Origin of the sequence: Vibrio sp. FF266 (genome assembly GCF_041439695.1) — a bacterium.
GTDB lineage: Bacteria > Pseudomonadota > Gammaproteobacteria > Enterobacterales > Vibrionaceae > Vibrio > Vibrio tasmaniensis_A.
In genome coordinates, this window is the sequence record NZ_JBGOOO010000005.1 from 92,659 (window position 1) to 118,965 (window position 26,307).

The 26,307-nt window shown below is 44.9% G+C and carries 28 protein-coding genes; 11 read left to right on the forward strand and 17 right to left on the reverse strand.

Annotated features, from left to right (window positions below; all coding sequences use genetic code 11):
* Positions 1 to 71: 71 nt before the first annotated feature.
* From ACED59_RS06100 to rlmJ, 4 genes are all read left to right on the forward strand, one after another.
* Positions 72 to 554 carry a hypothetical protein gene (locus tag ACED59_RS06100; protein WP_032499963.1) on the forward strand — a complete coding sequence of 161 codons (483 nt, stop codon included), beginning with the start codon at positions 72 to 74 and terminating at the stop codon, positions 552 to 554.
* A gap of 273 nt (positions 555 to 827) precedes the next feature.
* Positions 828 to 2,627, forward strand: coding sequence for a protein translocase subunit SecD (secD, locus tag ACED59_RS06105; protein ID WP_017098825.1), 1,800 nt, complete (start codon positions 828 to 830; stop codon positions 2,625 to 2,627).
* A gap of 2 nt (positions 2,628 to 2,629) precedes the next feature.
* Positions 2,630 to 3,568 (forward strand): protein translocase subunit SecF, encoded by a 939-nt coding sequence (gene secF, locus ACED59_RS06110; RefSeq protein ID WP_017098826.1) that lies wholly within the window; start codon positions 2,630 to 2,632, stop codon positions 3,566 to 3,568.
* A 232-nt stretch (positions 3,569 to 3,800) separates the two neighbouring features.
* A complete protein-coding gene (rlmJ, locus tag ACED59_RS06115) occupies positions 3,801 to 4,667 on the forward strand; it encodes a 23S rRNA (adenine(2030)-N(6))-methyltransferase RlmJ (RefSeq protein WP_017098827.1) in 867 nt (288 codons plus the stop codon).
* A gap of 268 nt (positions 4,668 to 4,935) precedes the next feature.
* Here rlmJ and ACED59_RS06120 read toward each other — a convergent pair whose 3' ends face one another.
* The 4 genes from ACED59_RS06120 to ACED59_RS06135 all read right to left on the reverse strand — a co-directional run bounded on the left by ACED59_RS06120 (position 4,936) and on the right by ACED59_RS06135 (position 9,081).
* Positions 4,936 to 5,757, reverse strand: a complete 822-nt coding sequence (locus tag ACED59_RS06120; RefSeq protein WP_009846065.1) for an HNH endonuclease signature motif containing protein — start codon at positions 5,755 to 5,757, stop codon at positions 4,936 to 4,938.
* Positions 5,758 to 5,964: 207 nt separating this feature from the next.
* Positions 5,965 to 7,053: an alkene reductase gene (locus tag ACED59_RS06125; RefSeq protein ID WP_017098828.1), complete on the reverse strand. Its 1,089-nt coding sequence runs from the start codon at positions 7,051 to 7,053 to the stop codon at positions 5,965 to 5,967.
* A 52-nt stretch (positions 7,054 to 7,105) separates the two neighbouring features.
* Entirely contained in the window at positions 7,106 to 8,314 is a 1,209-nt protein-coding gene (locus ACED59_RS06130) for an MFS transporter (RefSeq protein ID WP_017098829.1), read from the reverse strand.
* Positions 8,315 to 8,397: 83 nt separating this feature from the next.
* A complete protein-coding gene (locus ACED59_RS06135) occupies positions 8,398 to 9,081 on the reverse strand; it encodes an SDR family oxidoreductase (protein ID WP_017098830.1) in 684 nt (227 codons plus the stop codon).
* A 116-nt stretch (positions 9,082 to 9,197) separates the two neighbouring features.
* Between ACED59_RS06135 and ACED59_RS06140 the strand changes: the two genes are divergently transcribed.
* The 3 genes from ACED59_RS06140 to ACED59_RS06150 all read left to right on the forward strand — a co-directional run bounded on the left by ACED59_RS06140 (position 9,198) and on the right by ACED59_RS06150 (position 12,283).
* Positions 9,198 to 10,133 (forward strand): LysR family transcriptional regulator, encoded by a 936-nt coding sequence (locus ACED59_RS06140; RefSeq protein ID WP_017098831.1) that lies wholly within the window; start codon positions 9,198 to 9,200, stop codon positions 10,131 to 10,133.
* A gap of 205 nt (positions 10,134 to 10,338) precedes the next feature.
* Positions 10,339 to 11,013: a response regulator transcription factor gene (locus tag ACED59_RS06145; RefSeq protein ID WP_017098832.1), complete on the forward strand. Its 675-nt coding sequence runs from the start codon at positions 10,339 to 10,341 to the stop codon at positions 11,011 to 11,013.
* The gene (locus ACED59_RS06150) at positions 10,997 to 12,283 is read left to right on the forward strand and encodes a HAMP domain-containing sensor histidine kinase (protein ID WP_017098833.1); all 1,287 of its coding nucleotides are present in this window, start codon (positions 10,997 to 10,999) and stop codon (positions 12,281 to 12,283) included. Before ACED59_RS06145 ends, ACED59_RS06150 begins: the two co-directional genes overlap by 17 nt.
* A 45-nt stretch (positions 12,284 to 12,328) precedes the next feature.
* On the opposite strand, the gene ACED59_RS06155 is transcribed toward ACED59_RS06150, so the two are convergent.
* Together ACED59_RS06155 and nagE are read right to left on the reverse strand one after the other, a co-directional pair.
* On the reverse strand, positions 12,329 to 13,048 hold the full coding sequence (locus tag ACED59_RS06155) for a hypothetical protein (protein ID WP_133151472.1): 720 nt from the start codon (positions 13,046 to 13,048) through the stop codon (positions 12,329 to 12,331).
* A 365-nt stretch (positions 13,049 to 13,413) separates the two neighbouring features.
* Positions 13,414 to 14,892, reverse strand: coding sequence for an N-acetylglucosamine-specific PTS transporter subunit IIBC (gene nagE, locus ACED59_RS06160; RefSeq protein WP_017098835.1), 1,479 nt, complete (start codon positions 14,890 to 14,892; stop codon positions 13,414 to 13,416).
* A 240-nt stretch (positions 14,893 to 15,132) separates the two neighbouring features.
* Between nagE and ACED59_RS06165 the strand changes: the two genes are divergently transcribed.
* The 4 genes from ACED59_RS06165 to ACED59_RS06180 all read left to right on the forward strand — a co-directional run bounded on the left by ACED59_RS06165 (position 15,133) and on the right by ACED59_RS06180 (position 17,959).
* Positions 15,133 to 15,525, forward strand: coding sequence for a GFA family protein (locus tag ACED59_RS06165; RefSeq protein ID WP_029224043.1), 393 nt, complete (start codon positions 15,133 to 15,135; stop codon positions 15,523 to 15,525).
* Between the two features lie 56 nt (positions 15,526 to 15,581).
* Positions 15,582 to 16,049, forward strand: coding sequence for an OsmC family protein (locus tag ACED59_RS06170; protein WP_017098836.1), 468 nt, complete (start codon positions 15,582 to 15,584; stop codon positions 16,047 to 16,049).
* Positions 16,050 to 16,171: 122 nt separating this feature from the next.
* Positions 16,172 to 17,404: a MalY/PatB family protein gene (locus ACED59_RS06175; RefSeq protein WP_029224044.1), complete on the forward strand. Its 1,233-nt coding sequence runs from the start codon at positions 16,172 to 16,174 to the stop codon at positions 17,402 to 17,404.
* A gap of 210 nt (positions 17,405 to 17,614) precedes the next feature.
* Complete coding sequence (locus tag ACED59_RS06180; protein WP_017098838.1) at positions 17,615 to 17,959, forward strand: ribosome recycling factor family protein; 345 nt, start codon at positions 17,615 to 17,617, stop codon at positions 17,957 to 17,959.
* 255 nt (positions 17,960 to 18,214) lie between these two features.
* Here ACED59_RS06180 and ACED59_RS06185 read toward each other — a convergent pair whose 3' ends face one another.
* The 11 genes from ACED59_RS06185 to ACED59_RS06235 all read right to left on the reverse strand — a co-directional run bounded on the left by ACED59_RS06185 (position 18,215) and on the right by ACED59_RS06235 (position 26,300).
* Positions 18,215 to 18,454: an RNA-binding protein gene (locus ACED59_RS06185; RefSeq protein WP_009846076.1), complete on the reverse strand. Its 240-nt coding sequence runs from the start codon at positions 18,452 to 18,454 to the stop codon at positions 18,215 to 18,217.
* 113 nt (positions 18,455 to 18,567) lie between these two features.
* On the reverse strand, positions 18,568 to 19,242 hold the full coding sequence (locus ACED59_RS06190; RefSeq protein WP_017098839.1) for an SDR family NAD(P)-dependent oxidoreductase: 675 nt from the start codon (positions 19,240 to 19,242) through the stop codon (positions 18,568 to 18,570).
* A 205-nt stretch (positions 19,243 to 19,447) separates the two neighbouring features.
* A complete protein-coding gene (locus ACED59_RS06195) occupies positions 19,448 to 19,711 on the reverse strand; it encodes a hypothetical protein (protein WP_017098840.1) in 264 nt (87 codons plus the stop codon).
* A gap of 330 nt (positions 19,712 to 20,041) precedes the next feature.
* Positions 20,042 to 20,584: a DUF3833 domain-containing protein gene (locus tag ACED59_RS06200; protein WP_017098841.1), complete on the reverse strand. Its 543-nt coding sequence runs from the start codon at positions 20,582 to 20,584 to the stop codon at positions 20,042 to 20,044.
* Entirely contained in the window at positions 20,581 to 21,168 is a 588-nt protein-coding gene (locus ACED59_RS06205) for a chalcone isomerase family protein (protein WP_017098842.1), read from the reverse strand. Before ACED59_RS06205 ends, ACED59_RS06200 begins: the two co-directional genes overlap by 4 nt.
* Positions 21,169 to 21,171: 3 nt before the next feature.
* Positions 21,172 to 21,693, reverse strand: a complete 522-nt coding sequence (locus ACED59_RS06210; RefSeq protein WP_017098843.1) for a DUF2878 domain-containing protein — start codon at positions 21,691 to 21,693, stop codon at positions 21,172 to 21,174.
* Complete coding sequence (locus ACED59_RS06215; RefSeq protein WP_029224045.1) at positions 21,671 to 22,951, reverse strand: cyclopropane-fatty-acyl-phospholipid synthase family protein; 1,281 nt, start codon at positions 22,949 to 22,951, stop codon at positions 21,671 to 21,673. Before ACED59_RS06215 ends, ACED59_RS06210 begins: the two co-directional genes overlap by 23 nt.
* A gap of 100 nt (positions 22,952 to 23,051) precedes the next feature.
* Positions 23,052 to 23,867, reverse strand: coding sequence for a DUF1365 domain-containing protein (locus tag ACED59_RS06220; protein WP_017098845.1), 816 nt, complete (start codon positions 23,865 to 23,867; stop codon positions 23,052 to 23,054).
* Positions 23,864 to 25,135: an NAD(P)/FAD-dependent oxidoreductase gene (locus ACED59_RS06225; protein ID WP_017098846.1), complete on the reverse strand. Its 1,272-nt coding sequence runs from the start codon at positions 25,133 to 25,135 to the stop codon at positions 23,864 to 23,866. The genes ACED59_RS06220 and ACED59_RS06225 overlap by 4 nt, the downstream gene beginning before the upstream one ends.
* Before the next feature lie 2 nt (positions 25,136 to 25,137).
* Complete coding sequence (locus ACED59_RS06230) at positions 25,138 to 25,869, reverse strand: SDR family NAD(P)-dependent oxidoreductase (protein ID WP_017098847.1); 732 nt, start codon at positions 25,867 to 25,869, stop codon at positions 25,138 to 25,140.
* Entirely contained in the window at positions 25,869 to 26,300 is a 432-nt protein-coding gene (locus ACED59_RS06235) for a nuclear transport factor 2 family protein (RefSeq protein WP_017098848.1), read from the reverse strand. Before ACED59_RS06235 ends, ACED59_RS06230 begins: the two co-directional genes overlap by 1 nt.
* Between the last annotated feature and the right edge of the window lie 7 nt (positions 26,301 to 26,307).

The window sequence follows — 26,307 nt, forward strand, 5'->3', positions numbered from 1 at the left end:
TATATATTGTCGCAGTGTTTACTATTCAGGATTATTGTTAATTGCTTAAACTAGGTACCCGATTAGTCTTAATGTTGTTTTTACTGAGCTTTGGCTTAGTGAACTCTAACGGCTATTCGTTTCCTTCTAAGCCATTCCAAATTCAGTCGGCTCAAGAGCAATCTTCGCAGAATGAACAATCTTCCTCGATAAAACAGTGTAAACAAGCCACTACGGATAATCCGTCGGCCTATTTAGAGTGCGATAAGGCTCCGTTTGGCACCGTGCCTTATGGCGACAGTTCCAACTATCATGACACCGAGTCGAGCCTCCAAGCTGCAAACTTCAGACGTATGCTCAGTAACGAGCAAGAAAGCGTGGCCGACCTTGAGCCTGCTTATCATCTACTGATCGACTTCTCTCCCCCTTCAATACTGGCTTCTCTGCTCTTCAACACGCCGTTGTTGGATTCCAAGCAGCACTGGACCAGTATTGTGAGTTCTCCGTCCTCCCGGCTTTCTGGGTGGAAAGAGGGCAATATTCAATACTCGCATTTCCGAGAACTTCTTAGCTAATCGTTTGACCCTAAATTGGTCGTATCGATGGTCACCTCGTGCCCGTTGAACTCGCCAATTAACCCAATATAGCGACACACAATTATTAGCCTCACTATTACTCAATCAGCTTGTTTTGGTTGTGACTAGTTGTCGTTCGTGTTCGCAAAGCATTAGTTATACCAATCGCAGTAAATAACTGGCCATCCAAGCTGGTTAAAACGCTCGATCACTGCTTTTTCCCGGCGCTATTTTTGAGCACGTGTTTACGGTGATTGGTAAAAAGAAGAGATCTTGACTGTGAAAAAACGCATTCCAAGAAAACAAATTAACCACTACTCAAAGTGGAAATACGCGGTGCTTATCGCCACCATTATCATCATGGTTCTGAGTGCTTTACCTTCTTGGTATGGCGAGAATGCATCGGTTCAAATTAGCAACCGCTCTGAGCAGACGATCGACGCTACTCAAGTGACGCAATATCTTGCTAGCGAAGGCATTCAAGCCAAATCAGCCTTTCAAAAAGACAAACGTTTAGTGGTGATCTTAGAAGATGCGGAGCAACAAGCGAAAGCCAAAGAAGTGCTTAATGAGCGCCTATTGGATAACGCGACAGTTGCGCTTGCTATGGAGCCTGCAGCACCTAAATGGCTGACTGATATGGGCTTTGCGCCGATTCAGCTAGGTCTTGATTTACGTGGTGGTGTTCAGTTCTTATTAGAAGTGGACATGGAACCGGTTTACCACGCACAAGCTCAAGCGATGGTCGATGAGGTGACCAGTCAGGTGCGTTATGCACGCGGTAAAGTGGTCAACAACCAAGTTCAGTTTGATTTCCGTACCGACGCCGATTTCGAAAAAGCACAAAAGCTGATTCGTGAAGAGTTCCCACATTGGCTACGTGATCGTTCAGATAAGTCACTGACGTTAACTCAGTCTGAAGAAGAGCAAAGAACGCTAAGCAACCTAACAGTTCAACAAAACCTGCAAATCATGCGCAGCCGTATTGAAGAATTAGGCATCACAGAAGCATCGATTCAACGCCAAGGTGAAAGCCGTATTCGTATTGAATTGCCAGGTGTTCAAGACCCTGCAGCAGCAAAAGACGTGATTGGTGCAACCGCATCTTTGGCGTTCTACTCTGTTTACGACAATGCAACTCGTAATACTCAAACGCTAAAAGATACAGATGGCAATCGTGTCGTTGTCGCTCGCAAAGCAGTACTGAGCGGTGAACACATTATTGATGCTCGTAGTGGCATTGGTGAGATGGGCAGCGCAGAAGTAAACATTACCCTAGATTCTTCTGGTGGTAAGAAAATGTCTGAGTTTTCACGCCATAACATCGGTAAGCCAATGGCAACCGTGTACAGCGAATACAGTCGTGATAGAGCGGGCAACAGCAAGCAAGACAGTGAAGTGATCAGTGTGGCAAACATCCAGTCTCAACTGGGTAGCCGCTTCAGAATTACTGGTGCTGGCAGCTTGGCTGAAGCGCAAGAGCTTGCGTTACTGCTGCGTGCGGGTTCACTGACTGCGCCAGTGACCATCATTGAAGAACGTACCATTGGCCCATCTTTGGGTGCTGAAAACGTAACTAACGGCTTTGCTGCTTTGGCACTTGGCCTTGGCCTGACGCTAACGTTTATGGCGCTATGGTACCGCCGTCTTGGTTGGGTCGCGAACGGCGCATTGGTGGTTAACATGACCACATTGTTTGGTTTGATTGCGCTACTACCGGGTGCGGTATTAACTCTGCCGGGTATTGCTGGTTTAGTACTGACCGTTGGTATGGCGGTGGACACCAACGTGCTTATCTTCGAGCGTATTCGAGACAAGATGAAAGAAGGGCGCAGCTTTGCTAGCTCTATTGACCGTGGTTTCGATAGCGCATTCTCGTCAATTTTCGATGCTAACGTCACCACCATGATCGTTGCTGTGGCTCTATATACCATTGGTAATGGACCGATTCAGGGCTTCGCTCTGACACTGGGCTTAGGTCTTCTAACCAGTATGTTTACGGGTATTTTTGCTTCACGAGCGATCATCAATTTGGTTTGGGGGCGTGACCAACGCCACGATGTAAGGATTTAAGCATGAGTACTTCAAAAATGACTATTTCAGATCGCTATTTTTCAAATAGCAATATGACTCGCCTTCGTAAGGTGATGTCTGTGATTTCTATTGTGCTGTTCATGAGCTCTGTGATGCTGGTGGCAGTGAAAGGTTTTAACTGGGGCTTGGACTTTACTGGCGGTGTGGTTGCCGAGGTTCAGCTCTCTGATCAAGTAACTAAAGATGCGTTAAAAACCAAACTTGATACGGCTTTCCAACAAGACGTACAAGTGGTTGGTATGGCAGAACAGGATCGCTGGACAATTCGTTACAGCCAACTGACAGACGCTCCACAGCCAAACTTAGTGGATGCTTTGTCATCGGTGAGTGATCAAGTAAAAGTGCTTAACAGCAGCGTGGTTGGCCCTCAGGTGGGTCAAGACATGGTTGACCAAGGTGGCTTGGCGGTATTGGTGTGTTTCCTAATGATCATGCTGTACCTGAGTGTTCGATTTGAATGGCGTTTGGCACTTGGTGCTCTTGCTGCAATCATTTACGACGTGACGCTTATCTTAGGTTTGTTCGCTTTTACTCAATTTGAGTTCAACCTGACTGTATTAGCGGCTGTGCTAGCGATTCTCGGTTATTCATTGAATGACTCGATCATCATTGCTGACCGTGTTCGTGAAATGCTTCGCGGCAATCCAAACGGTGATACTGACAACCTGCTTAACGAATCAGTTAAAGCGACCTTCTCACGCACCATGGTGACATCAGGAACGACGCTAATCACCGTGTCTGCGCTTTGGCTACTTGGTGGTGCGGCACTGCAAGGTTTCGCTATTGCACTCGTTGTGGGTATTGTCAGCGGTACGTGGTCCTCCATTTCAGTAGGCATCACCCTACCTAAGTTACTTGGATTGCAGCCTTGTCACTATCAGGTGAAACCAGTAGTAGAAGTTGAGGGTGAGTATCCTTAGTTTCCTGATTGCTTAAGTCTTCTAATTAGATAGCGCTCAGCCATAGTCCTCATGGACTAACGAGTGAGTTCAGCAAAGCCTTTCGTTTGTAGCAAGACGAAGGGCTTTATTTTTTATAAGAGTCAGTCAGTTAGTTAAAAGAGAGGCTATTTCAAAAAACAATGGATTGAGCAGGCAAGCCCCCATTATATGAAGTATGTTTATATGACGTCAGTAGAAATGAGGCAAGGTAATGGAATATCGACATCAATGTCATGTAGGCGACCACGGTGATGCACTCAAACATCCAGTATTGAGTGCTCTGGTTAAATCATTAATGCAACAACACTCTCGCCTCAATGTTATCGACACGCATTCAGGCACAGGGTGTTATGACCTCACTACAGCGCCAAGCAATCACGCGGGTGAGTTCGCTGAAGGGGTCGGGTACTTGTGGCGAAACAAAGCTTATCTTCCTCCAGCATTCGCTTCTTTTATGTCGGTGCTGGAATACTACAATCCGAATCAACTTATCTCTCTCTATCCGGGCTCAGCAGCCATCACTTACCAACAAGGCCGCAGCCAAGATAGTTTCTATTTTTCAGACATTCAGCAAGATGAAGCTGATTTACTGCAAACTAACATTGAGAAGTTACAACGTGACCTTGATGTTTCAAGCAAGCTCACTATTACCGCAGGTGATGGGCTCAAAGCGCTGCCTGATGATGTAGCAAAACACGATAATCATCACCTGATTGTTATCGATCCTCCCTATGAAACCGATTCTGAATATCTCGCGGTGATCGATGCCTTGGTTAAGGCGTATCAACAATCTGATAAGGTATCTGCACTAATTTGGTACCCGCTTTACACGGATGACAAGAGCTCACTGATTCTGAATCACTGTGTTACTGCAGTGAAAGATGGTTTGCTGCCAAGTCCGATTAAGTCGGAGCTTCGCCTTCGAGACCCTAAGGGTGATGATCGCCTAATCGGCAGTGGTTTGTTGTTATTCAACCCACCACAAGGCATTTCAGGAATAGTCGCAGATACGCTTGATTATTTACACAGCCAACTCTCGACCAATGGTGAAGGCTACTGGCAAATGAGAAGCCTATAGATCTGATTTTTATGGGTTTTATGATGATTTTCGAGATGTAGATCGCTAAATCATTTCAATCTGTATGGTTTAAATTGACCAAACTCTAACTTTTATCGATTGATTTATCGCGATGAATCATATAAAAATAGTACATCAATGCGCACAGGTGCATACTGGCTCATAAGTTAAATAATTACCCAAATTAATATCAGATTGTGGTTTACCCCCTAAACTGCATAAGGCTCGCACTAGTCACGCGAGCCTTTCTTTTGCCTGTCGAAAATGTTTACAACAGATTCTCTTCAATTTTTAGTGCTTTCTCGATGAGTTTCGCATTGAAATCTGCAGCTTCCACAGAGTAATGTGCTTTACGATGGCAAGTCGGACAGAGTGCAATTACATTTTCAGGGCAATCAGCTCCACCATCAGCTAACCGTGTCAGGTGATGCACTTCTAGGTAAGGACCTGACTTGGTCTCAAAAGGCGAGGGCACACCACAACCTTCACAAAGCCCATTTGCTCGTTTCTTTGCGTAAAGCTTGATTGCTTCACTGCGGTACTTCACATGCGTGAGTTGTTCTTTGGGGTCAGCTTTTAGTGGCGTTGAAGCTAACGCAATGTCTCGTAATTGCTTCAGAGACTTACTTTTAGTTGGCTTAGTAAGGTATGAAACTTTCGGAGATTGAATGATGTTTCCGATACTTTGAGGGACGATATCTAAATGGAAAACTATTGCATCACGGAGTTGATCGTTCTTGTCTGGGCGCTGTTCGATGTGATGACAGATGTAGTTGCAAACACCGACGAATCTTACGAAGCCAGTTGAGACTGATTCGAATAAGAGAATCTCTTTGAGGTTGTTTTGGTGTTCAAAGATGGCCAAGTTTCCTTTAACCATTTGCATATCACCTTCTTGCCCTTCTCCTGTATATCGGAAAGTGCCGTCTGCACTAAAACCATCAGAGTAGCCAAATTCTTCACCAGCATCGCTAGTGAAGATAAACACATATGGGTGAGCAGCCGGCGTCGCGATACCGCCATATTGCTGACCTTTGTAATGACCGTGTATATCTGTACGTCGATTGTAAACCTGTCCTACATTGAACAATGGAGAGTCCTCATTTATCCGTTTAAATCGGAATTATTATTGATATTTCTATAATTTAATTTTTGTGTAAAGTTCAAATATAACAGTGGTTTAAGTTGAAATGTGCAATTGGATTTTCGAGTGTAAAAAGGTATCGGCTCGGTCACGTTTCTAGACAATTAAGCCTGCAGTACTCTGCAGGCTTGGTGTTTGTTTAATGCTTTATCACTACAACGCTGGATAATCGGTATAGCCTTTTTCGTTGCCGCCGAACAGAGTGGCGCCGTCGAGATCGGATAGTTCGTTGCCGTTTTGTAAGCGTGATACGAGATCTGGATTCGCAACGAATGGGCGACCAAATGCGACAAGGTCAGCGTAGCCTTTGCTTAACACTTCTTCGGCGCGTTCTGGTGTGTAGCTGCCAGCGACGATGATTGTGTTAGAGAATAGTTCTCTTAGCTCTACACGGAAGCTTTCAGGTATCACAGGCGCGTCATCCCAATCGGCTTCTGAAAGGTGCAGATAAGCGATATTACGAGCTTGCAGTTCCTTTGACGCTTCTAAAATCGTTGGCACGATGTCTGGACAATTCATGTCTTTGAAGGTGATAAACGGGGCTAAACGTACACCCACTTTATCGGCACCAATCGCATCAATGACTGCATCCACTACTTCGATTAGAAAACGAAGTCGGTTCTCGCGGCTGCCGCCATAGTTGCCGGTGCGCTTGTTTGAATTTGTTCTTAAGAATTGATCGATAAGGTAGCCATTACCACCGTGGATCTCGACGCCATTGAACCCTGCCTCGACCGCTTTTTTTGCTGATTCCGCAAAATCTTGAACCACACGATCGATATCGGCTTGGGTCATTTCTCTTGGTTGAATGCAATCCACCATGTTGCCATTTCCATTCTCATCAGAAATCCAAACTTGAGTTTCTACCGGAGCCAGTGCCGAAGGCGCGATTGGCAGTTCACCTTTTTGGAAGGTTGGATGAGATACGCGCCCCACATGCCATAGTTGGCAGAATATCGCTGCGCCTTGTTTTTTAGCGGCAGAGGTGACACCTTGCCAGCCTTTCACTTGTTCGCTTGTGTAAACGCCGGGTGTGAATGAGTACCCTTGAGAGTCATCTGAGATTTGTGTCGCTTCAGTGATGATTAGCCCTGCACTGGCACGTTGTTGGTAGTAAGTCGCCATCATTTCATTTGGCACGTTTCCAGGTTGGCTAGTGCGAGCGCGTGTCATGGGCGCCATAACCACACGGTTTTGTAGTTCTAGATCTTTGAGTTCTGCTGTTTCGAATAATTTGCTCATGGTATTTACCTTGTGTCGGTCATGTGTTGATTGATTTAACGTGCGGTGGTCACTATTTCGATTCCGCAGGGCTGAAGATAGAGTCGTTTTGTGGCTTTTCAGCTCGGTTGGCTTTTGCAATAAGCAACAAACCAATCACTGGGACAACAACGGCTGCGAATGGAATCATTCCTGCGCCTAGTTGGCTGTCGAGTACCATGCCGCCTAGGAAGCCACCGAAGGCATTGGCCAAGTTAAACGCTGAGATATTCGCGGTTGCTGCTAGCTCTTGGCCTTCGCCACCGTGGTTCATTACTCGAAGCTGCATAGCAGGAACGTTCGCAAATGATGCAATACCAAAGACAAATGCAGCTGCAACGAATAGGATTTTGTTGTCTACAACAAGGCCAACCACTACTAATGAAACGATCATCGCGATAGCCCAAAATATCGATGCTTTGCCTAAATCTTTGTCAGAAGAGCGTCCGCCCAAGGTGTTACCGATGATTAAGCCGACACCAACAATCACTAAGATCCAAGTTACTGATTCTTGACCGTAACCCGTGATGTGCATGGCGATAGGCGCAAGGTAGCCGTAAAGCGTCATGAAGCCAGACCAAGCAAAAGCGGTGATCGCCAAGCTGATGAGAAGCATTGGATTTTTGAATGCCAACAGCTGAGTTTTGATGTCTTTCGCTTCGCTGTGACCTGAAGATTTTATTGACGTTAAGATTGAAATCATGGCGATGGTGCCAAGTGCTGCCACGGTAAAGAAAGTGGTGTGCCAACCGAATTGCAAGCTCACCCAAGTTCCTGCGGGAACCCCAAGAACGTTAGCGAGCGTTAAGCCAGCGAACATCTGGCCAACAGCACGACCTGCCATTTTCTCAGACACTAAATTGGTCGCGACAACGGCACCTATGCCATAGAAAGGACCTTGCACTAAGCCTGCGATAACGCGGCTTGCAAGTAGAAGTGGGTAGCTAGGAGCTAAGGCTGACAAGATATTGCCGATGATGAACAAAGCCATTAAGCCAATCAGTACCATCTTTTTGTTAAAACGTGCGAGGTAGATGGTTAAGATTGGGCCACCAATAACGATAGCCAATGCATAAGCACTGATTAGGTAGCCAGCTTGACCTTCGGTGATCGAAAGGGATGTGGCAATTTGTGGAAGGATGCCTGCAATAACAAACTCAGCGGTGCCGATGGCAAAAGCTGCGAGTGTCAGTATCCAAACTTGGAATGGGATCTTTTCTTTATGGATCGCTTCTGGTTTCATAGTGAAGTACCTGTGTTAATTCTTGTTTGTTAGGACGTTTAGATACACGCCCTAACGATTGTTCTTTGCTTCTTTGCGAAGTGTTAGCCGAGTAGAGCCCCGCCATCGATGTCGATGATTGACCCCGTTACGTATGGGTTGTTAATCGCGAATAGATAGCCCATTGCGATATCTTTAGCCTCTCCGACTTTGCCTGCTGGTAGGTTGTTTTTCGCGTTGTCGTACATGGTTGAGCGAGCTGAATCGCCCATGTTTTTGTAAGCCTCGGTCATCGTAAGGCCGGGGCTGACCGCGTTGACTCGAATCGGTGATAGCTCTTTGGCAAGCACTTTAGTTACGCTCTCTAGTGCGGCATTAATCGCGGTTTTTACGTAAGTACCAGCAACTACTTTGCGTGACAGCATGCCCGTGGTTAGCGTGATTGAGCCGTTTGGAGTCATGTAACGTGCGGCGTGCTTGGCTACGTTTAAGCTTCCCCAAAACTTGGTATCAAATGCTGCTTTTGCGTCTGCGATAGCAACGTCTGTCACTTTTCCTGCGGGGGCGTATGAACCCGCGGTTATCACCAAGTGATCAAATGCACCGATCGATTCGAAGTATTCACAAACCGATTTCTCATTGCTGATATCAACGCCGGTGTGTCGGCTGGCAATGTGTACTGTGTTGTCTTCGTTTCTCAATTGCATTGCTAATGCTTTGCCGATACCTGATGTCCCACCAATGATGACAAATGTGTGCTTTTCTTGGTTTGTAAGTTCGTTGTTCATGTTCTGAATTCCTGCGTGTTCTGCTGATGGTTGTCATTATATTTATTCGACTAAATTTGATAATTGGCTAAAATATAAAATCATTATTCGGATTAACTGAATGGTAGGAGAGGTGAATGGACAAGTTTTCAGATATGGCGATGTTCGTGAGCATTGTTAAGCATCACGGGTTAGCAGCGGCGGGGCGAGAGTTAGGGCTTTCTCCTGCGACCATGACAGCAAGGCTTCAGGCGTTGGAAGAGCGTTATGGTGTGAAGCTGCTGAACCGAAGCACAAGACATGTGTCTTTAACTGACTCTGGGGAGCTGTATCACAAGGCGTGTCTGGAGATATTGGATAACGTTAGCGAGGCTGAAAACCTGATTCAAAATGGCGTCAAAGAGGTTAAAGGCCCACTAAAGATTGCAGCACCTAAAGACATCGGAAAGCAGTACATCCTTCCTATTTTGTCGGAATTTTGTCAGCAGTATCCAGACGTTATTCCCTACCTGTATTTGAACGATCACCTATCGAATATCGCTGAATCAGGCATGGACATCGTGATCCGTTATGGGGAATTGGTCGACAGTAGCTTGATCTCAAGACGCTTATCACCAAGCCGACGAGTGCTGTGTGCTTCACCAGAATATCTTGTCAAGCATGGAACGCCGTTAACACCACAAGATTTGGTCGAGCACGACTGTTTGGCTATGCTGCGTAGCAATGAAGAGCTCAAGACATGGCACTTTCAAGATCATGATATGAAGAAGACTGTGACGGTTGTGCCGAAGCGATTTTCAGACGATGGCGAAGTGATTCGATACTGGGCATTGCAAGGAGAAGGGATTGCGTTGAAGTCGGTGCTGGATGTGCAAGATGACATCAATAACCAACGCCTTGTGACGCTACTTAATGGCTACATGAAGAACTTCAATACTTCTACGTCAGTATCGAGCGCCGACTTGAATGTGGTGTACATCAGCAAGAAGTATCAGCCTAAGCGTATCCGGCTGTTTTTGGATTATCTGTTTGATAATTTTAATGACTTGGTCGAGATATCAGGCAGAGATTAATTATCGTTAATCTATTGAAAATGAAACCTCAATGACGATAGATCTATAGTGACTTTGAAGCTTTATTGATCAAATAAACTTTATTAACGAATTGCAGTTTACCCCCTAAGTTGCATCTGGCTCGCATTAGTCACGCGAGCCTTTCTTTTTTTGGCGATAAGTATTTGGTTTACGATAATATTTATCTCCGATAAAGGGGGAAGTAGTGAAAATACTAATTATCGAAGATGACACCACCACAAGAGAATTTGTGGCCAAAGGTCTTGAAGAACATGGTTATGCGGTCGACCAAGCAGAAGATGGCAAAAAAGGCTTAATGATGGCGTTAAGCTCCGAGTATCAACTGGTGATTCTTGATCGCATGTTACCGTATTTGGATGGAATGAAAGTTCTCTCTGCAATCAAAGCGACAGAAGAAAATTTACCGGTATTAATTTTGAGTGCCATGGACAGCGTGGAAGATCGAGTGAATGGCCTTCAAGCAGGAAGTGATGATTATCTGATAAAACCTTTTGCGCTGGCTGAACTTATCGCGCGCGTAGACATCATTATCAATAGAACCAAACGTCAGCCCGTTACTGAGACAAATTTAGTCTATGACTGCTTAGAAATCGATTTACGAGCACATCAAGTCACTTGTATGAATCAAGATCTCCAATTGCAGCCGAAAGAGTTTCAACTGATTCAGTATTTTGTCGAGCACAGTGAGCAAGTTGTCTCAAGAATGCGCTTGTTTGAGGCTATTTGGAGCTACCACTTTGACCCGAAAACCAATGTCATTGATGTTCATGTCGCCAATTTAAGAAGGAAGCTTGAAGAAGCAGGTTGCCCTGATTTGCTTCATACAGTGAGAGGGGCAGGTTATGTCCTTCGTCGATGATTACTCCCTCACTCGTTCCTCTGTATTTAAGACTCTAGTCGGTTTGTTTGTGTTGGTGACAGTGATTAATGTCATCGTGATTAGGCAGGTATACAAAGACTCAGATGCGTTCCATCGGGCACAACTCATTCGACAGCTGCAAGATGAGTCATCCGAATTCAGTTATGCAGCCAATCAAAGTAAAGAGGACGTTGAAAGGTTACTTGCCGTAAAGCAAACATCCGACACTAATTTTTACTATCGCCTTTCTGAGCGAACAAGCCCTTTACTAACCACGTCTTATCCTGTTGTTTCGCTTATGTCTGAAACCGCCAACATTAGCATTGGAGATACGCATCGCTTGGTGATTGGTATTGATAGACAGGCGGTAGAAGAGTATCGAAAAACTCTAATCCCGATTGTATTTTCGGGCATTGTACTTCCTATTGCCGTTATGCTGATCGCGGCTCTGTTTTTTACGGTTCTGATCTTAAAGCGTTTAGAAAGAGTCAACCAAGCGATGAATCGAGTGCTGTGTGGTGAAAAAAGCGTAAAAATCCCCGTATCCAAACAAGATGATGAATTTGATATTTTGGCGATCCATCTCAACTTCATGATTGAGCAAATGGCTAAAAATGAAGAGTCATTGAAGTCGTTAACAGTAGGCATGGCTCATGATATGCGCACTCCCATGGCTCGGCTAAAGTTACGCTTAGAAGAGGTATTATCGGATTCAACATTGACCGACGAACATCAAGAGCAATTCTCGGCTTGCCATGATGAGCTGGAACTCATTCTATCGCTATTCAATAGTATGTTAGAGATCACTAAGCTGAATAGCGGGCAAACTTTGATCGCCACAGAGCGTGTAGACCTTGGAAAAATAGCTCAAGATGCTATTGAATTTATTAGCCCTATCGCCGAGATGAAACAGCAAAACTTGGTTTGTCGTCTAGACCAAGAGTGCGAAGTATTGGGGGATAAAAGCCTACTGTTTAGGGCTGTCTTCAACTTGGTTGAAAATGCAGTGAAATACACACCTGAAAAGGGAAAAATTGAAGTGGTGGTTGATTACTTTGGTGTCACGGTGGCAGACAACGGTATCGGGATATCAGATAAAGACAAGATGAATGTTTGTCGGCCTATGTTCCGTGCTGATAAAAGTCGAACGGAATTTGGCAACGGCCTTGGCTTGTCTCTGGTTGATGCCGTAGTAAAGCGTCACCATGCCCATCTTATTTTAAGAGATAACACCCCAGGATTAAGGGCTCGCCTCTATTTTGAACGTTAACTTTAGTGGACTTTGTAGGCTGCTCAACACCTTAATCCTTATTCGTTAGGCGCGTTTTTTAGGGTGTAGTATTTGGTTGAATAAACTGCGCTGAGAGCCAATTTCCATCGTTGCCTTGACTAACGATTTCAATAACTTATCGGATGCGCTATAGAAATTTGTTATTGGATTTGAAAAATCTCTAATATCCAACTTTGAGATAATCTCGTACTGGTTCAACGCATCTGCATCTCTATGAGCAATAGTATTAAGCCTAACTTCACGAAACTGCTGGATAGTGACTTTATGAGCTTTGCGTAATTCCTTTAATGCTCCTGACACTTCTTTTTTTGATTCATCAGATAAACCTGTGCACTCAAAAATAAACCCCATTTTCTTGCCCGTCACCTTTGTCATATCCCATTCATATATGGTCAAGAGCAGAGTACGCAAAGCTATGCCTCGTTTCGTTTCGTTCGGATGCGCAAAAGCATCTGCTTTCAAGGCTTGGATGTCTCTTTCGGCAAGTAGAAAATAAAGACTAAGGTTGAAGAACTGTTTAGATGCAGGGAAATATTCAGCATTGATCTTTTTCATCTGCTCAACAACTGTATGAATTGTGTTGTTAATCACTTTATCTCTAAACTGGAACTCTTTGTTTAGCTTTCGATGTAACCGCCACAAGAATAATGCTTTCAACTGCTTTCCAAATTTCTGATGGAATTTCATACGCCACCATCGTTCTTGAACTTGGCGAGAAGAATTCAAAAATTTTTGACTCATCATAATATTCCACTGTAGCGCCTAACATTTTAATATCGTACATACACGAATCTATTCCGCCTAACATATCAAGATTATTGCTTATAACCAACTGAATGCTATGCATATAATGTAAAACAGTTTTATTGTTTAAATGAGTAACCTTGCAAGCACACATTACCTCCTAGGTGGGGTACGTTATCAGTCTGAAATGGTTCTTGAATTAGTGATTAATCAACGTCTTAAAAGTGGTTATTCGTGCTTACACAATGTTAAGACCCTGTCTTTTTCTCTTTACGCTGCGAGTGCAAAAAAGCCAAAGCGAATAGCTTTGGCCTGAGTGTTTTAATGTGAATCGCAACGTGTGCTGTGTTTTAGTGACGCTGGGTTTAACTCGGAAGTGGAACCGAGGTTAGATCTTGGCTTTTAGGGATTTGAGTCATCGCATGAGCGATCTCCTCTGCCTCTGTGCCAATAATAACCTGAAGGTTGTTAGCCCCAATTTTTACCACGCCCATTGCGCCAATCGCTTTCAGTGTCGCTTCATCAACAATGCTGATGTCTTTAAGTGTTAAACGCAGTCTTGTGATGCATGAATCGATACTGGTTAGGTTGGCATGCCCCCCTAGCGCTTTTAAGTATTGCGCCGCCTTCTCATTCGATGAAACTTGGTTTACTTCTGCAACGTCCACATCTTCACGTCCCGGTGTTTTGAGATCGAACTTTAGGATGGCGAAGCGGAATATTGAGTAGTAAATCGTCGCAAAGAATAGACCTTGAAGTATCAACATGTAAGGTTTTACTGCGAGCGGAAGATTGTAAGACAGCACGAAGTCAATTAACCCACCACTGAAGGTAAAGCCAGCGATCCACTGCATACTAGCAGCAATGTATAGCGACATAGCGGCAAGAAGCGCGTGAATAACATAAAGCACAGGTGCCACGAACATGAAGGCAAACTCAATCGGTTCTGTTACGCCAGTTAAGATAGCGGTTAACGCTGAAGCACCTAGAATACCGCCGACTTTCTTTTTGTTTTCTGGTTTTGCACAGTGGTACATCGCTAAACATGCCGCTGGTAAGCCATAACCCATAACAGGGAAGAAGCCACCTTGATAAATACCCGTTACACCGAGTTCGCCAGTGCCCGACCAGAATTTAGAAATGTCATTGATGCCCACTAAATCGAATAGGAAAACTTGGTTAAGTGCGTGGTGCAAGCCAACAGGAATAAGTAAGCGGTTAAAGAAACCATAGAGGCCAGCGCCTGTCGCACCCATTTCAGAAATAGAGATGCCGAACTCAACCAGTGCTCCGTAGACGACAGGCCACACATAAACCATGACTAAGCTGATACTAATCGCGGCCAGAGAAGTGATGATTGGAACGAAGCGCTTGCCACCAAAGAATCCGAGAGCCGCAGGCAGTTTTATGGTGTGGAATCGGTTATATAGAGTGGCGGCGACAATACCTATCATGATGCCAGTGAATGCACTCACTGCTGCATTGGAGGCGATAAGTTCAGATGCGCCCATTTGGTCAACAGGGACACCGGTGATTTGTGAGATAACATTCACGTTACCCACGATCATTTCCACGACGAGTAGACCTAATAGGCCAGAGAGAGCGGCAGCTCCGTTATTGTCTTTCGCTAAACCATAAGCGACACCAACCGCGAATAACCACGCTTGGTTATCCATAATGCCTTTACCACCGTATACCAGTATGGTGGCTAAGGCGCTGTTAGCTCCCCAACCTGATGGGTCAAGGGCATAACCTAGCCCTAGCATCAAACCACCAGCAGGCAGTACGGCGATCGGCACCATCAGTGCTTTGCCGATTTTTTGTAAGTATCCAAGTATGTTCACGTTTTTTCTCTCTCTATTTTTATTGATAGGGAGAGCTTACTTGCATAAGGATTAAGGATCGGTTGTGCTTAGATTAACGATTATTAATGTAGGGCGATGTCGTTGTAAAACTGAGAACTATTGAAGGTTTTATGGATAAGTTGATTGTTCTAAAAATGCTAAATTCAAAGCTTCCTTACGGACAACGTAAACAGTTCTCGTTAAGATAGCTTGACCACATGGACGTGATTGGAGATAAAAATGAAAGTCGTCGGAGATACGGTTATCCAACCTTTTCACAAGGCAACCTGCCATTGCGGTGCGGTTGAACTAGAGCTCAGTTTATCTAACGGGATAGAAAAACCACGCCGCTGTGATTGTTCTATCTGTCGTCGCAGGGGAGCGATTGTGGGCTCTGTTGCGCTGGATGGAATCAAGATCCTCAAAGGTGCTGAGCATCTCAAGCTTTATCAATTCAATACCAACACCGCGAAGCATTACTTCTGCTCAAACTGCGGTATCTATACTCATCACCAACGCCGCTCAAGCCTCAATGAATATGGATTTAACATCGGTTGTTTGGAAGGAGTAAACCCTTTTGATATTGGCGATGTGGTGACTAATGATGGTGTCAATCACCCTGCTGATCGCTAAATAACTCGTCGTTTGAGAACCAATTATTTGATAACTAATGGATAGAGGAAGGGATTATGTCTGAATATAGTGCGGTGATTCGTTGGGCTCGTGGTGACGATGAAGCCTTTAGTGACAACCAATACAGTCGCGGTCATACGTGGGAGTTCGATGGTGGTATCACTGTGCCAGCTTCATCTTCTCCTCATGTTGTGCCACTGCCGTTTTCGGTGGAAGCGAATGTCGACCCAGAAGAAGCGTTTATCGCGGCACTTTCTAGCTGCCATATGCTGACGTTTTTGGGCATTGCTGCAAAGCAGAAGTACGTGATCGACTCTTATGTGGATGATGCGATTGGTGTGCTGGAAGAAGATGAATCTGGCCGCTCGTCTATCACTAAGGTGACTCTGCGACCTGATATTGTGTTCTTAGGCACTAAGAAGCCAACTGCCAAACAGCTCGACAAACTGCATCATTTAGCGCACAAAAACTGCTTTATCGCGAACTCGGTCAAGACTGAGATAAAGGTCGAGATGCGAGATTAATTTAAATTAGTCACAAGATTTCTTTGGAAGCTTCGTCTTTTGAGCCTTGTCATCGTCTTAAGGGTATTCAGGCAATCCAGTTGATTGCAAAAGAACCAAACACACTATTTGAGGAACCCTTCATGACAGCGTTTAACAGTGCATCGAATTACGGTGAAAATGCGTTTATCAAAAGCAAACCAGAGATGCTAGATAGCATTTACAACACCACCGATGTATTCCCATATTGGGTTGCCGATATGGATTTTCAGGTAGCAGAACCGATCACTCAAGAGCTGAATCGTTTAGTTGAGCGTGGAGTGTACTCGTATGAGTTCAATGAACAGGCGGTGTTTGAGGCGCTTTCTCAATGGTATTCAAAACGTCATGGTTTGAACCTATCTGCTGATAAGTTCGTTCAGGTGCCGGGTGTGTTACCAGGCATCGCGTTGTTACTGCGCCAGTTTACTAATGAGGGTGATGGTGTACTTATTCATACGCCGGCTTACCATCAGTTCGCTAATTTGGTGAATAAAGCAGGTCGTCAGGTGGTGAATAGCCCGTTGATTAATGACGGACAGAGTTATCAGATTGATTTTTCTGGTATGGAGCAACAGATCATCGAACAGCAAGTGAAGACGATGATTCTCTGCAATCCGCATAATCCGACTGGGCGAGTGTGGACACCTCAAGAAATTGAACAAGTCATCGAAATCGCCAAGCGCCACGATGTGCTGATCATCAGTGATGAAGTCCATTCCGACATTATTTTTGAAGGTCATTCTTTTACGAGCTTAACCAGCTTTGATTACGACAAGGTCATTTCCTTGATTGGCTCTCCAGCGAAAACCTTCGGTATGCACAGCATCTCAAATGGTTATGTGTACACCAACAATCATGAGTTATTTGAAGCGTTCAAAACCAATGTGGTGGCGATGTATCTCGACCATGGTAATGCGTTCAGCACATTTGCAACCGTGGCGGCCTTTGAGAAAGGTGAAGAGTGGTTAGACGGCATGCTAGTGTATCTGCAAGACACAGTTAAGTGGATTACCGAATTTTCTGAGCAGCGAATTCCTCAGCTAAAAGTCTTCCAACCGCAAGGGACTTACCAAGTGTGGTTTGATTTCTCAGGCTTGGATTTTTCGGAAGAAGAGCTAAAAAATGTGGTGTTTGAACAGGCTAAAATGGGCTTAACCCCAGGAGGTTGGTTTGGTGCACAAAGCCCTAACTTCATGCGAATGAACATCGCGACGTCACGCGATAATATCGAGCAATCATTTACCGCGTTAGCAGATGTAATTGATGGCTTTGAGCGAGGACGTCAGACTTCTTCAACTTGTTGTAATAGCGGTGCTTCAAAAAGCTGCTGCTGATTATCCATGTTGAATTGAAAATGCTTAGCCGCTGATGCTGATCATTGGGCTCTAAAGAACAAAAAACCGCGAGGCTGCTTAGTGCATCACTGGCGGTTTTTTTGTGTCTGTGTAATTCTAAGCATGATTTTATTGATAGAGAATGTTGAGTTGCCGAGTGGTAGTTAGAGAGCGCTTGAATGATTGGTATAGGTTGGTTGGCAGAGAGTTATGTTTAGTGTCCCACTGAATAGTTTTGTACATCGTGTGAGTGATAAAAGCCAAGTGATGGCGAATGCGACTGAGTGTGGATGCCAGTTGAAGCGAGTGCGACGTTCACGCAACTGGTTGTTGGTGGCTCAGGATCATCAACTCATTGAATTTAAAACCCTGCTCACTCATGAAAAAGACGGTTGGATAGCAATCGCAATCGACAAAGTACTGCCTAAGCCTGTGGTGTGTTTGGCATCGTTGTTAGCCGCTACGCCCTCGATGACGGTCGCGCAGTTAGTGATGGAATCAGGATGTTCAATGGCAGAAGCAAGGCGTGCTATTGATGAATATGAAGGGTTATAAGCGCAAACGATAAGTGAATAGGTTGGTTTTGAAAAGAGAATCGCGAGCAGCAAAAAGCCCGTAACGATATTATGCTTTTTCAGCGGAATATCGTTACGGGCTTTATTATCTGAGCTTACGGTGAAGCTAGATAAAGAGACCAGTCATTTGATGATTGCTGTTAACGATTAATCTGCTGTTAACAACCGATCTGATGTTAACAATCAATCTTAAGCTATAAGCTAACAATCAGCCTTTGCTAAGTGCTTGCTCTAATTAAGAGTTAGCGACTTTTACACGAATCGTGTTGCTGCCAAGCTTTGACATGTTCAGCTTGTTTAGTGCCGCTTTCGCTTCTTCGTGCTCTGGCATTTCAACAAATGCAAAGCCTTTAGATTCGCCAGTGTTTTGGTCTAAAACTAGGCTGCACTCTTTTACTGAGCCGAACTCAGAAAATAGAACACGGATGTCTTGCTCAGCAGTAGAGCGCGATAGGTTACGAACTAGAAGTTTCATAATAAACCTTGAATATGAATTTACGCCGAGCATTGTCGCACACTTTCATGCTCACCCTCACAAATAATTAGCTCGAATAGCTCTGTTTACCTGTTCGATACTCTCATTAGCCGTTAACCGCGGTTTATCGTGATATCTGATACAAATCCATGCTCAGTGCTGGTTAACGCCTGTTGCAGCATTTGAGCAGCCTCTTGAGCTGTCATAAAGCTTGAAGTATCCATCGCTTTGCCGCTGGTTCCCCAAAACTCTGTCGCCATTCCGCCGGGATAAACCGCAACGATTTTCATCGGGTGACCTTTGAGCTCCAACCTTACCGATTCGATAAAGCCTTTTACTGCCCATTTTGCTGCGCAGTAGGTGGATTCTTCTGCTTTCGCGCCTTGAGCCGCGGTCGACATCACGACCGCAATGGTGACGGGTTGATCTTTGTAACGCTGAACAAGCTCGCGAATCAGAAATATCGAGGACTCGATATTGTTTTTTAGCATGTCACTGATCGCAGCTGGATCTTGTTGTTCTATCTTACCGAAGTATCCACTGCCAGCGCTGTGAACCACCAGTTTTGGTGTTTCTGGCAAGGCATCAAGCAGCTCGCTCACGGAGTGCGGGTCACATAGATCACAGGTTTGGCTAACGGTATCTGCTGGCAGGTTTTTCGCTAATTCAGCTAAACGCTGTGAGCTGCGGCCAGTGATCATTAAGCGCTGACGGCTGTTTGATGCGTTCGCATATTGCTTAGCTAAAGCTGCGCCTAAACCGCTGCTTGATCCGGTGATTAAAATCATGGGGACTCGGGATTGTTGAATTGAATCGAGATAGTAAGGCTTTGAAAGCGTGTTTTCTGAGATCTAAGACCAAGATGCTGAGGCTCATGACTAAGATTGCTCGATAGAATTGAGGTTTGAGAAAGTGATGTAAGCCAAGAAAGAAAAAAGAAGGAGTACTAAAAAGTAAAAACGCCGGCATAGGCCAGCGCTTTTGAAAATCAGATTACTCGTCGTCGAACTGTTTGGTCGTGAATGAGTCTTCGATTCTGTTGAGCTCTTCTTGATCTTTCACGCGCTGTTCTTCTTGGCGAATGACTTTCGCTTCATTGAAGCGTTTCTTTTCCGACTTAGTCAGGAATTTTACAGCTTTCTTGTTGGTCAGTGCGTAAGCAACTACGTCTTCGCCTTTTTCTCTGCGGTCGTTTACACGTTGTGAGAAACGTTCATTGTCGCGAGCTTTACGCTCCGCTGAGGTCAACTTGCTCATGCTTTAAAGCCTTTTCAATTATTCATGGTAGGGAATCTACGCTTAGCGAAACCAATGGGGAAGTGCTCATAATTGGTGGAACTGTGTATCACGTTCGCTCAACTGAGTTTAGCCCATTTGTATGCTGGTGGCGCATCTTAGCACAAAGGCTTGAGCATACAGGTATGCTATTCGAGGGATTAAACAGAACAACCCACAATTTTCTGTTGTGGGTTGAGATTGCATTGTGGGTAGAGATTGTTTGCGGGCTGATATTAAAAGGTGGGCTGAGATTGTCTTTTGGAGTAGAGGTTATCGCTGATGGAGCTAAGAATCAGAAACGGCAGTTAATTAAAGTTTCTCGATATACAAAATCACTTCACCGACTTTAAAGCCAAACTTAGACATCTCGGTTTTATTGAACAGGCGTTTGTCGTCCATCAAGAACATCCAATCATCAAGCACCACTTCATAGGTGCTACCGTCTACTTCGATTTCTAAATCATATTTCCAATAAAGCGCTGAACCTTGGGTCTCTCCATATGCCGTCCCAACGACATCGTTGGCGGTGCCTGTGTAGGTATTGTCACCGGTTTTGATGAGGTTCCAAACGCGAGTTGAACGCTCACCATCAGCAAAGGAGAACCACTCTTTGATTTCTCCGTTGTCTCCGTCCCAAGTAGCGATGAGCTTGGCATCAAAGCGGCGCAGTAAGTTACCAGAGCGGTCGAGTACCATGCCGTATGCCATTAGCTCGCCATTGAAAAAGGTTTCAAGCTTGAGCTCTGGCGTAGTGTCTACGTGGTTTTCTAAACTTGCAGAGCCACAACCCGCTAGCCAAGTGAGTGAAAACAGTGCCAAAGCAAATTTTATTATTGTTGTTTTTGGATTCATTTGTTCAACCCTAATAGTTGTTTGCGTAGACCGGGCTCAGAGGTGTTTTCAGATAACCAAATGGCTAGGAAAGCGTCACCAAACTGCTTGTCTTGGATGGTGCCTATGGGTTGCTCATCGAAATAGAAGCGACTTACGTTGTCTTCAGCAACTCGGATAGTCAGCGTGCTGCCTTCCTCAACGTTGGGCCACATTGCGTACAAAGGCTTCAACCAACGTTGGATATTGTTGTTGGAGTAACCAAGTTTGCTCCATTGGTCTTTGGTTGCGTCTACAAGGTCTTCGCTGTCAATTGCTCGGTAGTACTCAAGTTTCAAGGCGCGCTCAGAGTTAGAAGGAGTGGTGTAGAACTCTGCAGAATACAAAGTCCAAAACAAGTAACTCATTTCTCCCTGACCGCGCTTATTTAAATCATCGACAGCAGAAGCTTTGGCATTCCCGATAAATAGGAGTGCTGCGCAAATGAGGATTAGAGTGGCTAAGCTAAATAATCGATTTCTTGATTGCACGCTTGCTTGAGTGCGAACGCGACTAACATCGCTCTCAGATTTGAACGCTTGCGTAGGGTTGCGTGGAAAAGCCATAAGTCACCTCGTTGTTGCCATTTTGGGTTGTATTAAGTTGGAGTAAGCGGCCACCAGTAAGGGCAACAAAATCCCCCAACTTATTGCAAGGGCAGCTAACACCGATGCGTCTGGCCAAGTAGTAAGAAGGGCGCCTGCTTTGATGCCTCCCCAATAACTACTAGTACCTGCTACGAACCCTATGACAAACAAGATCACTTTCGAGCATTTTAAAAGCCAATTTAGGCTGTGGTTAAAACTGATTAAAAACATGATCCACAGGCAAACGAGCCACACTGGGAACCACGATTGATTAGCAATTTCAGAGTCGACGGCAAACACGCCGAAGTGAAGTAAGAGGCTATCAAGCAACAGCCCCAATGGTAATAAAATGAGTATTTTCAGATCGCTACTGCGGGTAGGGGAGAGAAGGAAGTGAACGGCCACAATCAGTGGCGCCACGAACGGGGCTTGCGCGGTAAAGAACGCGCTGCAAACCCAGGTCGCTTGAAACAGAACGAGATTAATAATCCAAAACCGTTTCATCTTTTGCTCCAAAGTAACGAGGTTTTCTAGCAACTAAGTGATGAGTACTGATCACGCGCTCTTTGAATGCACCTTCACAGTAGCAGAAGTAGAAGATCCACAAGCGCTTAAACTCTTCTGAATAGCCGAGAGACTCTAACTCTTCCCAACTGTTTTCAAAGGCAACATTCCAATCATTAAGCGTTCGAGCGTAGTGCAGGCCAATGTCATCAATTTCTTGGACAACAAGGTCTGTACTGGTCGCAAGGTGTTGGGTCATCACTGAGACCGAAGGTAGGCAACCGCCTGGGAAAATGTACTTCTGAATAAAGTCGACGCCTTTGCGGTATTTGTCATAACGACTGTCGGCAATGGTGATTGCTTGAATCAGCATTTTGCCTGATGGTTTCAACAGTGAAGAACATTTCTCAAAGAAGGTCTGTAGATATTCATGGCCGACCGCCTCAATCATCTCGATAGAGACCAACTTGTCATATTCACCAGTAAGGTTACGATAATCCTCTTTAAGCAGGGTGATTTTGTCGGTTAAGCCAAGCGCTTTTACTCTTTGTTCTGCAAGCGCGTGTTGGGCATCTGAGATTGTGGTTGTGGTGACATGGCATCCGTAGTGTTGCGCCATGAATATCGCTAAGCCACCCCAGCCTGTGCCTATCTCGACCACGTTATCGTTCTCTGACAACTCTAATCGCTCACAGATGGTTTTCATTTTGTTTTGCTGAGCCTTCGACAAGGTTTCTGCTTCTTCGCTGTAGATAGCGGAAGAGTATTGCATCGAGCTGTCTAAGAAGCGTTCATACAACTCATTGCCAATGTCGTAGTGCGCAAGAATATTACGTTTAGAGCCTTGCTCGGTATTGGCATTCTTACGACGCAACAATAGGTTTTTGATGCGAGAAATCCATTGCGTTTTATCGTCAAGCTCGTCGAGTTGAGATTGATTTCGAGCCATGATTTGAATCACTTTGGTGAGATCTGGGCTTGTCCATTTTCCATCAATGTAGGCCTCAGATGCGCCAATACTGCCGTCAATCACGACATCTCTAAAAAAGGTTGCATCGTGAATCACGATTCTACCTTTCAAGTCTGCTTCTCGATCGCCGAACACCGAATGCTGGTCGCGCTCAATAATCTCAAGCGTCGCGAATTGCAGGCTTTCTAGAACCTTAAAGATTAAAGCTCGATATTTACAGTTGCTTGAAACAGCAACGGCTTTAGCTTGTTGTTCAATGTTGTTGTTTTGTTTGGCAAGCTGTTCCATGTAAACCTCGCTGAGAAATTGTTTTAAATTTAGTTTTACTGGCTGAGGGTTAGAAGTGTTGGTCTCGTTAAGCCAACCCAAGCCTTCACTTTAGACATCTTTAAGGCGTTTTAGACGCTGAGTCTGGATGCGCCACAAACGGTACTTTTTTCAGAAATAATTTGAGAGCCTGAAAGTAGATACCCATTACAACCTTGATTGTCATTGCAGGGGTCCGCAGTACCGTTTTCCTAATGTTTGCTTTTGTTACCGACTGCTTTGAGAGTGCTAGTGTGGCATCAAAAATCTTGTCGCTACGATGACTCTCGATGTGTACTAACGTCCGTTTCGTTGGTGGCTTTATTTTCCACAAGTAGTTCATGTCTAAATCCATGAACGGCGAAACGTGAAATTCTTTTTTTACTTTCAACTCTTTGTGCATGTCGATGAGATAATAGTGTCTTTCTCGCCAAGGCGTATTGCTCACTTCGGCCAACATATAGCGACAATCACCAGTTTCGTCGTAACAGAAAAAACAGTTGATTGGGCTGAAATAAATCCCTAAACAACGGCACTGAGCCAGCATCGTTACACGGTTTGATACAGACCAAACCCCACCAAGTTGTTGTACTTTGGATGCTATACGTTGCTTAAGTGATTTAGGTTCATCAGCTGTGACATTTTCTTTTTTTTCAGCGAGATAATCCGATTCAACAAAGCGAATCGGGTTATACCACTGAGTACCGAATAAGCGACTGCGAGTGGTTGTTTGAGGGATTTCATCGAGATCTAATCCCATCATGTACAACTGGTAGCTAAATTCATGAGTAATATCGCCAAAGCGGCGGTGGCGTACGTTACCCCAGTAAATGCCGCTGAGCTCTTCACTCTTTTCTGATGCTATCCCCATGTCGGGTGTCATGGTGTGAGTGTTCATCGTACTGAACTCGTGCTCAAATCTAGGCCAAAGCGCTTAGTCACATCGAGAGCACTGTGAACACCGTCTTCATGGAATCCGTTGTACCAATAAGCGCCTGCAAAGTGGGTGTTGTTTTTGCCGCAAATCTGCTCGCGTTTATGTTGGGCTTCTACCGTGTTCGAGTTAAGTACCGGATGATGGTAAACAAAGCTACGAATGATTTTATCAGGCGCTATCGCATCACTTTGGTTTAGGGTTACACAGAAGGTGTCTTGGCTTTCAATGCCCTGCAGAATGTTCATGTTGTAAGTGACACAGGCAGGTCTTTGGCTGTTGCCATCGAGCATGTAGTTCCAGCTAGCCCAAGCCAGTTTACGGTCGGGTAATAGGTTGGTATCTGTGTGTAGAACCACCTCATTTCGGCTGTAAGGGATCTCCCCTAGTACCTGTTGTTCTTGTTCAGTTGCGTCGCCCAGCAATCGCAGGGCTTGGTCTGAGTGACACGCAAATATTACCTCGTCGAAGTCTTGTGTGCTGCTATCTTCGAATTCAATGGTAATCCCTGACTGTTGGCGAGTGACTTGCTTAATCGAGGTGTTTAACGCGACCGGTTTATTCAAGCATGAAAGGATGATCTCGACGTAAGAACGCGAACCTTTAGGAATCACATACCATTGAGGGCGATTGGCAATGTCTAACAGGCCGTGATTGTAGAAGAACTGGATAAAGAACTTGAGTTCGAATTCTTCCATCTCTTCCAAGCTTGTGGACCAAATAGCAGCACCCATCGGCAAGATGTAATGCTGACTGAAAAAGTCGGAAAATTGATTCTCGCGCAGGAAGTTGCCGAGGGTAACATCTGGCGTGAATTGGTTGCTTTCGAACTGGGCTTTACACAGCTTATTGAACTTGAGGATGTCAGATACTAAAGACCAGAACTGAGGTTTGAAAATATTACTCCTCTGAGCGAATAACGAATTAATGCTGTGGCCGTTGTATTCGAATTTAGTCGTGGTGTTGTGTACGCTGAAGCTCATTTCGGTCGGTTGCCTTTCGACACCGAGTTGCTCAAGCAGTTGGTTGAAGTTTGGGTAGGTTCTGTCGTTGAATACGATGAAGCCAGTATCAATTGAAAACGCCTTGCCTCGGTGTTCAATATCAACCGTAGCAGTGTGCCCGCCGACGTAGTCATTTTTCTCGAATACCGTAACTTCGTGGTGCTTATCTAATACATGTGCGCAAGTCAGTCCAGATATGCCTGAACCTATAATGGCGATTTTTTTCATTGTTATACCATCCTTGAAGCGAGTTTTTGCCAAACTGGAGTCGGTAGCATTCTTAGTAATTTCATTATTAATATGAATCGTCTTGGGAAATCGATCTCGCTCTTTCCTTGAGCAATACCATTTACGATTCGTTGAGTGGCTGCCTCGCTACTAATAATCATAGGCATAGCGAAGGAGTTTCGCTCGGTTAATGGTGTTTCAACAAAGCCTGGGTGCACAATTGAGACATGAATGTTGTGCTCGGCGAGATCAACTGAGAGCGTTCGACCTAAGTAGGTGAGAGCAGCCTTTGAAGCGCCATAAGCTTCGGCTCTTGGCAATGGTAGAAAGCTCGCGCTTGAACTGACCAAAACCAAGCGGCCGCCGGGCTTGATGTTTTTTAGCCAAGCTTTAAGGGCGTAGCCAATTGAAATTAGGTTGATGTTGATGACGCGCTCGAACAACTCTGCGTCGAAATTGACAGGATCATCGATGTACTCACAATCACCCGCGTTCAAGATCAGTAGGTCGAGCGGCTTATCTTGGTCGAGTGCTGGGAAATTGTGGTAATCGGTCAGATCAAAACAGAGTGGGTCAATTGACGAGTGCGATAAGTCTGTCTCGTGAGAATCAACTAAGGTTTGCAGTTTGTCTTGATTACGGCCGCAAGCAATCACTTGATGCCCTTGTTGGGCGTAATCTATAGCAAGTGATTGGCCGATACCTGAGGTCGCGCCTGTGATCATAATACGCATTATCGGCTCGCTCTTTTTTTGATGGATTTGATCGCGCAACCCAATACTGGGATGTGCTCGTACAGCATAGAACCCACATCCAGATAATCGCGATGATAAACCACTTGATTGTCCAACATTTTGATATGGCTGTGCCCTTGAACTTCAATCGGCTTTTGCCCATTAAGTTGTTTGTGAGCGAATTGCATCGTCCAATACACCGAAGCTTCGTCGTTCACTTCGAAAGTGTGTTCGATATGAAAGTAACAGCTCGTTACCTGGGTGTAGAGGTTCTCGAAGTAGTGCGTAAGCGCCGAAATACCGCTGACATGATGCAGCGGGTCTTGGAATTCAATATCAGGGTGATAAACTGTCTTAAGCACGTCGAAATTGTCGGTTCCGAGTTCTCGATACATGTTGAGAAAGTTATCAAGCCATAGAGAGTTATCCATAATATTC